Raw genomic sequence first — 12,897 nt, forward strand, 5'->3', positions numbered from 1 at the left:
CGGTGTTCACCGGTCAGCTCCCTCTCGTCCCGCCGGGCACGGGAACCTCGGGCGGAACGCCGAAGGGTCCCTCCGTCGTCGCGCTTGGAGGGGGCCACGGGCTTGCAGCCTCCCTCTCTGCGCTCCGCCTCCTGACGGCGGATCTCACTGCGGTCGTCACGGTCGCCGACGACGGCGGCTCCTCCGGGCGCCTGCGCCGCGACTTCGGCGTCATCCCGCCGGGGGATCTCCGCATGGCCCTCGCTGCCCTGTGCGACGACACCGACTGGGGCCGGACGTGGCGTGACGTCATGCAGCATCGGTTCCGGTCGCCCGCGGGAACGAGTGGCCTCGAGAACCACGCCATGGGCAATCTGCTCATCATGACGCTGTGCGAACTCCTCGGGGACGTCGTCGACGGGCTCCGGTGGGCCGGCGCGCTGCTCGGCGCGCGCGGCGAAGTGCTCCCGATGTCCCAGGTTCCGCTCATGATCGAGGGCACGGTCGCCTCCCCGGCGGGCGGCCCAGGCGAGCTCATCCGGGGCCAGGCGGCGTGCGCCGTCGCGGGCCGGCTCGAAGACGTCCGGCTCCTGCCCGAGGACGCTCCGGCATGCCCCGAGGCCCTAAGTGCGATCGAGTTTGCGGATTGGATCGTGCTGGGCCCGGGCTCGTGGTACACATCGGTCCTCCCGCATCTCCTCCTGCCCGAGATGCGCCAGGCGCTCTCCGACACGCCGGCCCGGCGCTGCCTCGCCATGAACCTCCTGAGCGACACGAAGGAGACGAGCGGCATGACGGCATCGGACCACCTTCGGGTCCTCCAGCGCACGGCGCCGGAGTTCACGGTGGACGCCGTCGTGGCCGAGATCGGCACGGTCGGGGATCCCGCCGAGTTCGAGCGCGCGGCGGCGGAACTCGGTGCCGAGGTCCACTTCGGTAGAGTGGGAGTTTCCGGCCAGCGCGCCGTGCACGATCCCTTGCGGCTCGCTGCGGCGTATCACGAAGTGTTCTCCGGCAACAGCAAGTGACGCCGGATGATCGAGGGCATGTCGACAGGGGATTGGATGATGGCAGCGCAGAACGCGTCCGAAGCAGCACGGGAGGCACTCGCGTGGCACTGACCCAGAGCGTCAAGGAAGAGCTCTCGCATCTCGCCGTCAAGAAGTCGTCCGAGCGGAAGGCCGAGGTCTCGGCGATGCTTCGCTTCGCCGGGGGGCTTCACATCATCTCGGGCCGTATCGTCATCGAGGCTGAGGTCGATCTCGCGTCGACAGCGCGGCGGCTCAGGACGGCGATCTCCGAGGTGTACGGCCACTCGGCCGAGATCATCGTCGTCTCGGGCGGCGGGCTGCGCCGCGGGAGCCGCTACGTGATCCGGGTCGTCCGCGAGGGCGAGGCCCTCGCACGCCAGACCGGGCTGCTCGACAACCGCGGCCGCCCCGTCCGGGGGCTGCCGTCCGCAGTCGTCAACGGCTCCGCGGCGGACGCAGAAGCGGTGTGGCGCGGCGCGTTCCTCGCCCACGGCTCGCTCACGGAGCCCGGCCGCTCGTCGTCGCTCGAAGTGACGTGCCCAGGGCCCGAGGCGGCCCTCGCGCTCGTCGGGGCGGCCCGCCGACTGGGGATCGCCGCGAAGGCGCGCGAAGTGCGCGGCGTGGACCGCGTCGTCGTGCGCGACGGCGACACGATCGCGGCGCTGCTCACTCGCATGGGGGCGCACGACGCGCTCATGGCGTGGGAGGAGCGCCGCATGCGCAAGGAGGTGCGGGCGACGGCGAACCGGCTCGCCAATTTCGACGACGCCAATCTGCGCCGCTCGGCGCAGGCCGCGGTCGCGGCGGGCGCGCGCGTCGAGCGGGCTCTCGAGATCCTCGGGGACGACGTGCCGGATCACCTCCGGTACGCCGGCGAGCTCCGCGTCGCGCACAAGCAGGCAAGCCTTGACGAGCTCGGGCGCCTCGCGGATCCGCCGCTCACGAAGGACGCGATCGCGGGCCGCATCCGCCGCCTCCTGGCGATGGCGGACAAGAAGGCGGTCGAGACGGGAATCCCCGGCACCGACGCCAACGTTACGCCGGACATGCTTGACGGCTGATTCCCGCCCGCCGAGCTTCCGGTTGGGCGCGGGGATCTGCATAGGATGGAGCCGTCACCAGCCCGCCCCGCGATGCAAGCGCGCGGCGGGGAACCGACCGATGGAGGATTGTTGTGACCTACGTACTGCCTGAGCTCCCGTACGACTACGCGGCCCTCGAGCCGCACATCTCGGCGCGGATCATGGAACTCCACCACGACAAGCACCACGCCGCGTATGTGGCAGGCGCCAACACGGCGCTCGAGAAGCTCGCGGAAGCCCGCGAAGCCGGCAACTTTGCCGATGTGACGCGACTCAGCAAGGACCTCGCGTTCCACCTCGGCGGCCACACGAACCACTCGATCTTCTGGAACAACCTCTCGCCCGAGGGCGGCGACAAGCCCGAGGGCGAGCTGGCCGCGGCGATCGACGAGTCGTTCGGCTCGTTCGACAAGTTTGTGGCGCACTTCAGCGCGGCGGCGACGAGCCTCCAGGGCTCCGGCTGGGCGATCCTCGCGTACGAGCCCCTCGGCGGCAACGTCGTCATCGAGCAGCTCTACGACCAGCAGGGCAACGTCCCTGTCGGGACCATCCCGCTGCTCATGCTCGACATGTGGGAGCACGCGTTCTACCTCGACTACGTCAACGTCAAGGCTGACTACGTCAAGGCGTTCTGGAACATCGTCAACTGGGCCGACGTCGCGCAGCGCTTCGAGGGCGCCCGCGCCGGGGCGCAGAAGCTCGTCCTGCCCGCGTGAGCCTTGTGCGGTTCTGTGAGGACTGAGTTCCTCGCGGCCGCGCCCGTCGGCTGGGAGATTTCTGTCACATTGCAGGGATTTCACGCCGAAACCTCGGAAAGGGGGCCCGTCTGTTCACGGACGGGCCCTTTTTCCGTAGGATGGGGTGCGGAAAGGCTCACCAGCCTTTCAGCCATGGACAATGGAGACTCGGGCTGCTGGCCTTTCCTTGTGCAAATCTCTGCCCAATGATGTGCGAGACCGTTCAGACAGTCCGAGCAGTCACCCAGGTGGGATGCTCGGCTGAGCATCAAGGAGAGCTACCAGAGTGACTACCCGCATTGGCATCAACGGCTTTGGCCGGATCGGCCGCAACTTCTTCCGCGCCGCCCTTTCCCAGGGTGCCGACCTTGAGATCGTGGCCGTCAATGACCTCACGAGCCCCGAGACTCTGGCCCACCTGCTCAAGTACGACTCGGTGACCGGCCGCCTGAGCGAGAAGGTCGAGGCCCGCGACGGCAACATCGTCGTCGGCGGCAACGAGATCAAGGTCCTCGCGGAGCGCGACCCCGCGAACCTCCCGTGGGGCGAGCTCGGCGTCGACATCGTCATCGAGTCCACGGGCTTCTTCACGAAGGCCGCGGACGCGAAGAAGCACCTCGACGCTGGTGCGAAGAAGGTCATCATCTCGGCTCCGGCGACGGACGAGGACGTCACGATCGTCATGGGCGTCAACGACGACACGTACGACGCGGCGAACCACAGCATCATCTCGAACGCCTCGTGCACCACGAACTGCCTGGGCCCGCTCGCCAAGGCCATCAACGACGCGTTCGGCATCGAGCGCGGCCTCATGACGACGGTGCACGCCTACACCGCGGACCAGAACCTCCAGGACGGCCCGCACCGCGATCTCCGCCGCGCCCGCGCCGCCGCGATCAACATGGTTCCGACCTCGACGGGCGCCGCGAAGGCCATCGGCCTCGTGCTCCCGGAGCTCAAGGGCAAGCTCGACGGCTTCGCGATCCGCGTCCCCGTCCCCACGGGCTCTGCGACCGATCTCACCGTCACGGTTTCGCGCGAGGTCACGCGCGACGAGGTCAACGCCGCGGTCAAGGCCGCGTCCGAGTCCGGCCCGCTCGCGGGCTACCTCACCTACACCGAGGACCCGATCGTGTCGTCGGACATCGTCTCCGACCCGGCCTCGTCGATCTTCGATGCCGGCCTCACGAAGGTCATCGGCAACCAGGTCAAGGTTGTCTCGTGGTACGACAACGAGTGGGGCTACTCGAACCGCCTCGTGGACCTCGCCGAGCTCGTCGCGTCCAAGCTCTGAGACCCGGCCGTAACGTTCGGGGAACTCGGATAGCCTGAGTCCATGACTGCACACACTCTCGACGAGCTGCTCGCCGATGGTGTCCGTGGGCGGCACGTTCTGGTCCGGTCGGACCTGAACGTGCCGCTCGACGGTTCCACCGTGACCGACGACGGCCGTGTCCGCGCATCGCTGCCCGTCATCGCCAAGCTGGCCGACGCCGGCGCCCGGGTCATCGTCATGGCCCACCTCGGCCGCCCCAAGGGGACCCCGGACGAGAAGTATTCGCTGCGCCCCGCCGTCGACCGTCTCGCGGAGCTTGCCGCCTTCCCGGTGCGCCTCGCGGGCGATGTCGTGGGCCCGAGCGCGCAGGAGCTTGCCGCGGCCCTCGGCGACCGCGAGGTGCTCGTGCTCGAGAACGTGCGCTTCGACGCGCGCGAGACGAGCAAGGACGACGCCGAACGGGCTGAGTTCGCGCGTGAGCTTGCCGCGCTCACGGGTGAGACCGGGGCTTACGTCGACGACGCCTTCGGGGCCGTGCATCGCAAGCACGCGAGCGTCTACGACGTCGCGTCGATCCTGCCCGCCTATCTGGGCGAGCTCGTGCGCGCCGAGGTCGAGGTGCTCAAGCGCCTCACCGAGGGCGCCGAGCGGCCCTACGTCGTCGTGCTCGGCGGCTCGAAGGTCTCGGACAAGCTCGCGGTGATCGACAACCTCATCGGCAAGGCGGACCGTATCCTCGTGGGCGGCGGCATGCTGTTCACGTTCCTGGCCGCCCAGGGCCACAAGGTCGGCTCGAGCCTCCTGGAGCAGGACCAGATCGGTACCGTCCAGGCGTATCTCGAGCGGGCTGCCGCGGCTGGGACCGAGTTCGTGCTCCCGACCGACGTCGTCGTCGCCTCGAAGTTCGCGGCCGACGCCGAGTACGAGGTGGCCTCTGCCGACGCGATCGAAGGCACCGCGTTCGTCGATGCGGGCATCGGCCTCGACATCGGGCCCGAAACCGCCGCGGCCTTCGCGAAGGAGATCGCCGCCGCGAAGACCGTGTTCTGGAACGGCCCTATGGGCGTGTTCGAGTTCCCGGCCTTCGCAGCAGGAACGAAGGCGGTCGCGCAGGCGCTTGCCGACGCGACGACGGCGGGTGCGCTCACCGTCGTGGGCGGCGGCGATTCTGCGGCTGCCGTGCGCACGCTCGGCTTCGCAGACGACCAGTTCGGCCACATCTCGACGGGCGGCGGCGCGAGCCTCGAATACCTCGAGGGCAAGGAGCTCCCGGGCCTCACAGCCCTCGGAGCCTAGCCCTCCAGAACCTCCAGCGCGCCGCCCCGTCCTCTCGGCGGGGCGGCGCGCTCTACGCCGCAGGACCATGACAGGAGACATCGTGACCACGTCCTCGAACGGAACGTTCGATCGCACCCCGCTCATTGCCGGCAACTGGAAGATGAACATGGACCACGTCCAGGGCATCACGCTGCTCCAGAAGCTCGCCTGGACCCTCGACGACGCGCGCCACGACTTCAGCCGCGTCGAGGTCGCCGTCTTCCCGCCCTTCACGGATCTCCGCGGCGTCCAGACCCTTGTCCACGGTGACGACCTCAAGGTCCACTACGGCGCCCAAGACCTCTCGGAGTTCGACTCGGGAGCCTACACGGGGGACATCAGTGGGGCCTTCCTGTCCAAGCTCGGCTGCGCGTACGCGCTGGTGGGGCACAGCGAGCGGCGCACGATCCACCGTGAGACCGACGAGGTTCTCAATGCCAAGACGAAGGCCGCGTACCGGCACGGGCTCGTTCCCGTGCTGTGCGTCGGCGAAGGCCTCGACGTGCGCCAGGCCGGCCAGCACGTCGAGCACACCCTCGCGCAGCTCCGGGCCGACGTCGACGGCCTTACGGCCGAGCAGGCCGCGACGCTTGTGGTCGCCTACGAGCCCGTGTGGGCCATCGGAACGGGCGAGGTCGCGGGTCCGGAGGACGCCCAGGAGATGTGCGCCGCGATCCGTGCCGAGCTTGCGACCATCTTCGGCCTCGAGGCGGCAGCGGCGGCGCGCCTGCTCTACGGTGGCTCCGTGAAGGCAGCGAACGCGGCGGCGATCCTCGGCCAGCCCGATGTCGACGGCGTGCTCGTCGGCGGCGCGAGCCTCGATCCGGCCGAATTTGCTAGCATTGTCAGGTTCGAGAGCCACGCGGGCGCATAACGACCACCCCGCAAACCACTCGAGGGAAGGCCACGAGGCAACACGGTGCAAGTACTCCAGATCATCCTGCAGATCCTGCTCGGCATCACGAGCCTGCTGCTGACCCTGCTCATTCTCATGCACAAGGGCCGCGGCGGCGGACTGTCGGACATGTTCGGCGGCGGGATGTCCTCGGGGCTTGCGTCCTCGGGTGTCGCTGAGCGGAATCTCAACCGCTTCACGATCATTCTCGGCCTCACGTGGGGAATCGTGATCATCGCGCTCGGCCTCATCCTCCGCTTCTCCGGAGCCGGGGAGTCCTAGCGGTCCATGGGCGCCACAAGGGCGGGAACAGCACCGCTGTTCCCGCCCTCGCCCTTTTAAGGGTCGCGTCCTGCGGGTGCTCCCGCCACTTGACCGTTCGGGGGTCGCGTCCTGCGGGTGGAACACCCACAGGACGTGACCCCCGAACTGGTGTGATGCCTTTCGCCTTGCTCAGGCCGAGGCCGGCTCCTTGCGGAGGAGGTTCTCGGGCACCTTCGATGCTGCCGCGGCGTCGATGAGCCACAGCGTGCGGTCACGGCCGCGGGCGCCGGCGGCCGGTACTTGGACAGTCCCCGCCCCCGCGAGGGCGAGGCCAACGGCGCCAGCCTTGTCCTCGCCCGCCACGAGCATCCAGACCTCTCCGGCCGACTTGATCACGGGGAGCGTGAGCGTGATGCGCGCGGGAGGCGGCTTCGGGGAGTTCTCGACGCCGACGACGGTCCGCTCGGTCTCCCGAATGCCTGCCATCTCTGGGAAGAGCGACGCGACGTGCGCGTCAGGGCCGACCCCGAGGAGCAGGACGTCGAAACGCGGGAGGAGGCCCGGCTCGTCAGGCCTGCTGTCGGAGAAGTCCGCGGCGTGTTCACGGGCCGCCGCGTCGGCGAGCTGCCGCGCGTAGTCCGCTGCGGCGTCGTCGGCCGTCTCGAAGTCGCCCGTGGCGCCCGGAACGTGGACGCGCGCCGGGTCGAGGGGCAGCCTGTCGAGCAGGGCCCGCTGCGCCTGGAGGACGTTGCGGTCCGGCGAGTCTGCCGCGACGAAGCGCTCGTCGCCCCACCAGACATTGACCTTCGACCAGTCGACGGCGGCGCACGCGGGGGACTCGGCGACGGCGCGAAGCGTCCCGATGCCCATCGTGCCGCCCGTGAGGACGATCGTCGCGTCCCCGTACCTGTCCTGGGTGTCGACAAGCTTCGTGATGAGCCGCGCGGCGATCGCCGCGAGCAGCACGCCCGAGTCGGGATGGATGCTCACACGGGGATCAGCGCTCACTGGGCGTCACACTCCTCAGGTTGGTGCGCGGAAGCCCGTCGGCAAGGACTTCGCCGAACACCTCGTCGGGATCGAGGCGGCGCAGTTCCTCCGCGAGGCAGTCCTCGAGGGTGCGGCGGGGGAGCGCGATGCGCTGCGACGGCTGTCCCGGCTGCGTGAGCTCGGCCACCGTGAGCCCCGGGCGGTAGAGCTGGATGTCGCCCGACGCGCGGCTCAGGCGGACGCGGCGAATGCCGGTCCCCGCCGGATCGGACACGATCGTGACCGGAACGTCGAGCTCGAGGGTGAGCCATGCCGCGAGCAGCACCGTGCTCGGCGAGTCGGACGCGCCTTCGACGGTCACTGCCGTCACGGGGGTATCGTCCGCCTGGTCGAGCGCCGCGGCGAGCTGGATGCGCCAGTTCGTGAGGCGCGTCCATGCGAGGTCTGTATCGCCCGCGCGGTAGGTCTCGCGGATGTGGTAAAGCGCTTCGGTGGGATCCGGCTCGTTGCCCGAGTCGGTGATCCGCCGATGGGCGATGCAGCCGATCGACGAGGCGCTCGCGTCGACGGGAGCCCCATGGGGCCACCACGCGACGATCGGGGCGTCGGGCAGGAGAAGCGCTGAGACGAGCGACTCGTTTTCCTCCGCGAGCCGGCCGTAGCCCCGCAGGACGACGACCTCGGACGCCCCTGCGTCGCCGCCGACGCGGATCTGGCCGTCGATGCGGTCCGCCGAGTCGCGGCCCGAGTCCACGAGGACGATGATGCGGCACGGATGCTCGCGGCTCGCCTGGTTGGCGGCCTCGATGGCCTCTTCCTCGTACCCGTGCTTCGTGATGACAACGAGCGTGAGGACCCGTCCGAGAGCCACGACGCCGCCCTGATGGCGGAGGTTCATGAGCTCCTTCGAGACCTTCGACGTCGTCGTGTGGGGAAGGTCGATGATCATGGCCGCCTCCAAGAACGTCCGTCGCGGGCCATGAGCACGTCCGCGGACGCGGGGCCCCAGCTGCCAGGTGCGTACGGTTCGGGCTTGTCGCCGGTCTCCGCCCAGTATTCCTCGAAGGGATCGAGGATCTTCCACGAGAGCTCGACTTCCTCGTGGCGCGGGAAGAGCGGCGGCTCGCCGAGCAGCACGTCGAGGATGAGGCGCTCATACGCTTCGGGCGACGACTCGGTGAACGAGTGGCCGTAGCCGAAGTCCATGCTCACGTCCCGCACCTCCATCTGGGTGCCCGGAACCTTCGAGCCGAATCGGATCGTGGCGCCCTCGTCCGGCTGGACCCGGATCACGACGGCGTTCTGGCCGAATTCTGCCGTCCCCTGGTCGCGGAACAGGAGGTTGGGCGCCTTCTTGAACACGACGGCGATCTCGGTCACGCGGCGGCCGAGCCGCTTGCCGGCGCGGAGGTAGAACGGCACGCCAGCCCACCGTCGCGTGTGGATGTCCACGCGGATCGCGGCGTAGGTCTCGGTCGTGGAGTCGGCGGGGATGCCGTCCTCTTCGAGATAGCCCTTGACGAGCTCGCCGCCCTGCCATCCGCCCGCGAACTGGCCGCGCGCGGAGTGAAGGGAGAGGTCTTCGGGGAGGCGAACCGCCGCGAGCACCTTCTCCTTCTCTGCGCGGAGGTCCTCCGCGTTGAAGGAGATCGGCTCCTCCATCGCGGTGAGGGCGAGGAGCTGGAGCAGGTGGTTCTGGATGACGTCTCGGGCCGCGCCCACGCCGTCGTAGTAGCCCGCGCGTCCGCCGGTCCCGATGTCCTCGGCCATCGTGATCTGGACGTGGTCGACGTAATTCGCGTTCCAGATCGGCTCGAACAGCTGGTTCGCGAAACGCAGCGCGAGGATGTTCTGGACCGTCTCCTTGCCGAGGTAGTGGTCGATGCGGAACACGGCGTCCGCGGGGAAGACCGACTCGACGATGTCGTTGAGCTGCCGGGCCGACTCGAGATTGTGCCCGAACGGCTTCTCGATGACGACTCGGCGCCACTTGCCCTCCTGGGCCTGTGCGAGTCCATGCTTGGAGAGCTGTCGGCAGACCTGTTCGAAGGCCTTGGGCGGAATCGAGAGGTAGAAGGCGTGGTTGCCCCGTGTGCCGCGCTTCTCGTCGAGCTCGTCGAGGGTGACTTTGAGGCGCTCGAACGCCTCGTCGTCGTCGAACGAGCCCTGTACGAAGCGCACGCCCTCGTTGAGCTGGGCCCACACGGCCTCGTCGAAGGGAGTGCGGGCGTACTGCTTGACCGAAGCCTTGACCTCTTCCGCGAAGTCCTCGTTCTCCCACTCGCGGCGGGCGAAGCCCACGAGGGCGAAGCTCGGCGGAAGGAGGCCGCGGTTGGCGAGGTCATAGACGGCGGGCATGAGCTTCTTGCGGGCCAGGTCGCCGGTCACTCCGAAGAGGACGAGCGACGACGGCCCCGCGATGCGGTTCAGGCGCCGATCACGAGAGTCGCGCAGCGGATTGCGCCGCCTCGTCCCGGTCGCGCCGTAGTCGTTCTCTGGCATGATGCCTTTCTATTCCATCGTGGGCGGTCAGCGCGACACAATGCGCAGCAAAGCCGTCGGCCCGGCCGTGGCGGCCGGGCCGACGGCTCGATGCCTCAGCGGGCCAGCGCCGATACGAGCTCGGTCAGCTGCCGAACGCCTGCTGCTCGGTCGGTCAGGTGAAGGCGAAGCACCGGGCGTCCGTGCTCGGCGAGCACCTGGGCGTCGCCTGCGGCCTGCGCCGTGATGAGCTGGCCGAACGTGAACGGGCGTCCCGGGATTTCGACGTCGACGTCGGTCGCCGCCGTGATCTGCAGGAACACGCCGACGGCGGGGCCGCCCTTGTGGTACTGGCCAGTCGAGTGGAGGAAGCGGGGGCCCCAGCCGAATGTGGTCGGCCGACCCGTGGCCTTCGCGAAGGAGTCACGGACGCTTTCGAGCTGCGGGAACGCGAGGCGGTCGAGGTACGCCTGGACGCTCAGGTAGCCTTCGGGGCTCAACTGGGCCAGGAGTGCCTTGAGAGCCTCCTCGACCGTCGCCGCGCCGCCGAGCCACTCGCCGCCGCGCACCTCGATCGAGCCCTCCGTGAACAGGGCGGGGGTCGGCTCGGGACGGGCATCGAGCAGCCCGCGCGCGGCGACCTTGGCTGCCTCGACGTCGGGCTGGTCGAACGGGTTGATCCCGAGGAGACGCCCCGCAACGGCGGTGGCAAACTCCCAGACGAGCAGCTGGGTGGCGAGCGAGCCGCCCACCGCGGCCTCGTTCGCGCCGAGCGACGGGTCCTTGTCTGCGGAGACGAGGCGGACGATGAGCACGTCGGCCGCGCCGTCGCTCACCTCGGGGGAGTCGACCGAGGCGACGACGGGGAGGATGCCTCGGCCGATCTTGCCCGTCGATTCCGCGATGAGCTGTTCCGCCCAATCGGCGAAGCCCGCGATCCCCGAGCCGTCTTCGACGATGACGATCTTGTCGCGCAGCGGGGACGTGCCGCCGAGGGCGGCACCGAGCTGGAGGCCGATGTTGTCCTCGGAGTCCTCGCGAAGGAGCTCCGCGGCCTCCTCGGCCTCGTCGAGGAAGGCCTGCACGTCGACTCCGGCGAGCCCCGACGGCACGAGCCCGAAGGCCGTGAGCGCGGAGTAGCGGCCGCCTACTGTTGGGTCCGCGTTGAACACGGCGCGGTACCCGGCGTCGCGGCTTGCCGCATCGAGGGGCGATCCGGGGTCGGTGACGACGACGATGCGCTGCTTCGCGTCGATGCCGGCGGCTTCGAAGGCAGCCTCGAAGGCCCGGCGCTGCGAGTCGGTCTCGGCCGTGGACCCGGACTTCGAGGAGACGACGATCGCCGTGGCCTCGATCCGCTCGGCCAGTGCGGCGGCCACCTGCTCGGGATCGGTCGAGTCGAGGACCACGAGGGGGACGCCCGCGGATGCCGTGATGACCTCGGGCGCGAGCGACGATCCGCCCATGCCGCACAGGACGATCCGGTCCACGCCTTCGGCGCGGAACGCGTCGCGAAGGGCGACGATGTCAGCCACGAGCGGCTGGGAGACGCTTGCGGCGTCGACCCAGCCGAGGCGCTTCGACGACTCCTCCTCGGCCTCGGCGCCCCACAGCGTGTGGTCCTTTGCGAAGATCCGGCCCGCGACGCCGTCGGCCGCGAGCTGCGGCACCACGGCTTCAACGGCCTCGCGCGCGGCTCCCGTCGCGTCGAACGTGAGGGCGCTCATGCTCAGGCTCCCTTCACGGCGCCGGCGAGGGCGCCCTCGACGTCGGCGAGGAGCTCGTTCCAGGATGCGACGAACTTGTCGAGGCCTTCGGATTCGAGGACGGCGACGACGTCGTTGTAGGAGACGCCGAGGTTCTCGAGCGCGTCGAGGAGGGCGTTGGATTCGGCGTAGGTGGCCGTGACCGTGTCACCGGTGATCTCGCCATGGTCGTAGGTCGCCTCGAGGGTCTTCTCGGGCATCGTGTTGACCACGCCGTCGGCGACGAGGCCGGCGACGTAGAGCGTGTCCGGGAGGGACGGGTCCTTGACGCCGGTCGAAGCCCACAGCGGGCGCTGCGGGAGGGCCCCGGCTGCGGCGAGGAGCTTGAAGCGCTCGGAGGAGAACTCCTCCTCGTACACCTGGTAGGCCAGGCGGGCGTTGGCGAGGCCGGCCTTGCCCTTGAGCGCGGCCGCCTCGGGGGTGCCGATCGCGTCGAGGCGCTTGTCGATCTCGGTGTCCACGCGGGAGACGAAGAACGAGGCGACGGAGTGGATCTGGGCCAGGTCGTGGCCATTCTCCTTGGCCTTCTCGAGGCCGGTGAGGAACGCGTTGATCACCGCGCGGTAGCGCTCGAGGGAGAAGATCAGGGTCACGTTGACGCTGATGCCGGCGCCGAGGGTCTCGGCGATGGCCTCGAGGCCTTCGAGCGTGGCCGGGATCTTGATGTGCACGTTGGACTTGCCGACCTTCGCGTGCAGCTTGCGGGCCTCGGCGATCGTCTCGGCGGTGTCCCACGCGAGACGCGGGTCGACCTCGATCGAGACGCGCCCGTCCACGCCGCCGGTCGCCTCCGCGATCGGGGCGAAGAGGTCGCACGCGTCCGCGACGTCCTGGGTCGTGAGCTCGAACACGACCTGCTCGACGTCCGCGCCGGCCTCCACGAGCTCGCGGAGCTGCGTGTCGTAGCCGTGGCCCTTGGAGATGGCGGCCTGGAAGATCGACGGGTTCGTGGTCACTCCGACGACGTTCTTCTCCTCGATGAGGACCTTGAGCGAGCCGTCGGCGAGGCGGGCGCGGGAGAGGTCATCGAGCCAGATGGAGACACCGGCGTCGGAGAGGGCCTGAGTGGGGGTGGTCAT

12 protein-coding genes are annotated in these 12,897 nt (G+C 69.4%); 7 read left to right on the forward strand and 5 right to left on the reverse strand.

The genetic code is table 11. The annotated features are described in order from the left end of the window. The first annotated feature begins 2 nt into the window (after positions 1-2). The 7 genes from SPF06_RS06485 (at position 3) to secG (ending at position 6,599) form a co-directional block, all read left to right on the forward strand. Entirely contained in the window at positions 3-1,007 is a 1,005-nt protein-coding gene (locus SPF06_RS06485) for a gluconeogenesis factor YvcK family protein (protein ID WP_323278189.1), read from the forward strand. 83 nt (positions 1,008-1,090) lie between these two features. After that, positions 1,091-2,071, forward strand: coding sequence for a DNA-binding protein WhiA (gene whiA / locus SPF06_RS06490; protein WP_323278190.1), 981 nt, complete (start codon positions 1,091-1,093; stop codon positions 2,069-2,071). A 113-nt stretch (positions 2,072-2,184) separates the two neighbouring features. Continuing rightward, positions 2,185-2,808, forward strand: a complete 624-nt coding sequence (locus tag SPF06_RS06495; protein ID WP_428985718.1) for a superoxide dismutase — start codon at positions 2,185-2,187, stop codon at positions 2,806-2,808. A gap of 307 nt (positions 2,809-3,115) precedes the next feature. Further along, on the forward strand, positions 3,116-4,123 hold the full coding sequence (gene gap / locus SPF06_RS06500; protein ID WP_323278191.1) for a type I glyceraldehyde-3-phosphate dehydrogenase: 1,008 nt from the start codon (positions 3,116-3,118) through the stop codon (positions 4,121-4,123). A gap of 42 nt (positions 4,124-4,165) precedes the next feature. Next, on the forward strand, positions 4,166-5,401 hold the full coding sequence (locus tag SPF06_RS06505) for a phosphoglycerate kinase (RefSeq protein ID WP_323278192.1): 1,236 nt from the start codon (positions 4,166-4,168) through the stop codon (positions 5,399-5,401). An 82-nt stretch (positions 5,402-5,483) separates the two neighbouring features. Continuing rightward, positions 5,484-6,296, forward strand: a complete 813-nt coding sequence (gene tpiA, locus SPF06_RS06510) for a triose-phosphate isomerase (RefSeq protein ID WP_323278193.1) — start codon at positions 5,484-5,486, stop codon at positions 6,294-6,296. A gap of 45 nt (positions 6,297-6,341) precedes the next feature. Then, a complete protein-coding gene (gene secG / locus SPF06_RS06515) occupies positions 6,342-6,599 on the forward strand; it encodes a preprotein translocase subunit SecG (protein WP_323278195.1) in 258 nt (85 codons plus the stop codon). 171 nt (positions 6,600-6,770) lie between these two features. On the opposite strand, the gene pgl is transcribed toward secG, so the two are convergent. The 5 genes from pgl to tal all read right to left on the reverse strand — a co-directional run bounded on the left by pgl (position 6,771) and on the right by tal (position 12,897). Next, positions 6,771-7,589 carry a 6-phosphogluconolactonase gene (gene pgl / locus SPF06_RS06520; protein ID WP_323278196.1) on the reverse strand — a complete coding sequence of 273 codons (819 nt, stop codon included), beginning with the start codon at positions 7,587-7,589 and terminating at the stop codon, positions 6,771-6,773. After that, a complete protein-coding gene (locus SPF06_RS06525) occupies positions 7,579-8,520 on the reverse strand; it encodes a glucose-6-phosphate dehydrogenase assembly protein OpcA (RefSeq protein ID WP_323278197.1) in 942 nt (313 codons plus the stop codon). The genes pgl and SPF06_RS06525 overlap by 11 nt, the downstream gene beginning before the upstream one ends. Further along, positions 8,517-10,073 carry a glucose-6-phosphate dehydrogenase gene (zwf, locus tag SPF06_RS06530; RefSeq protein WP_323278198.1) on the reverse strand — a complete coding sequence of 519 codons (1,557 nt, stop codon included), beginning with the start codon at positions 10,071-10,073 and terminating at the stop codon, positions 8,517-8,519. The genes SPF06_RS06525 and zwf overlap by 4 nt, the downstream gene beginning before the upstream one ends. 95 nt (positions 10,074-10,168) lie before the next feature. Continuing rightward, complete coding sequence (locus SPF06_RS06535; protein WP_323278199.1) at positions 10,169-11,779, reverse strand: glucose-6-phosphate isomerase; 1,611 nt, start codon at positions 11,777-11,779, stop codon at positions 10,169-10,171. Positions 11,780-11,781: 2 nt separating this feature from the next. Beyond that, positions 11,782-12,897, reverse strand: a complete 1,116-nt coding sequence (gene tal, locus SPF06_RS06540) for a transaldolase (protein WP_323278200.1) — start codon at positions 12,895-12,897, stop codon at positions 11,782-11,784.

Origin of the sequence: Sinomonas terricola (genome assembly GCF_034931225.1) — a bacterium.
Classification (GTDB): domain Bacteria; phylum Actinomycetota; class Actinomycetes; order Actinomycetales; family Micrococcaceae; genus Sinomonas; species Sinomonas terricola.

Coding starts and splice junctions, on each gene's coding strand:
- SPF06_RS06505 (WP_323278192.1), top strand. CDS start 4,166: ATGACTGCACACACTCTCGACGAGCTGCTCGCCGATGGTGTCCGTGGG.
- SPF06_RS06525 (WP_323278197.1), bottom strand. CDS start 8,520: ATGATCATCGACCTTCCCCACACGACGACGTCGAAGGTCTCGAAGGAG.
- zwf (WP_323278198.1), bottom strand. CDS start 10,073: ATGCCAGAGAACGACTACGGCGCGACCGGGACGAGGCGGCGCAATCCG.
- SPF06_RS06535 (WP_323278199.1), bottom strand. CDS start 11,779: ATGAGCGCCCTCACGTTCGACGCGACGGGAGCCGCGCGCGAGGCCGTT.
- tal (WP_323278200.1), bottom strand. CDS start 12,897: ATGACCACCCCCACTCAGGCCCTCTCCGACGCCGGTGTCTCCATCTGG.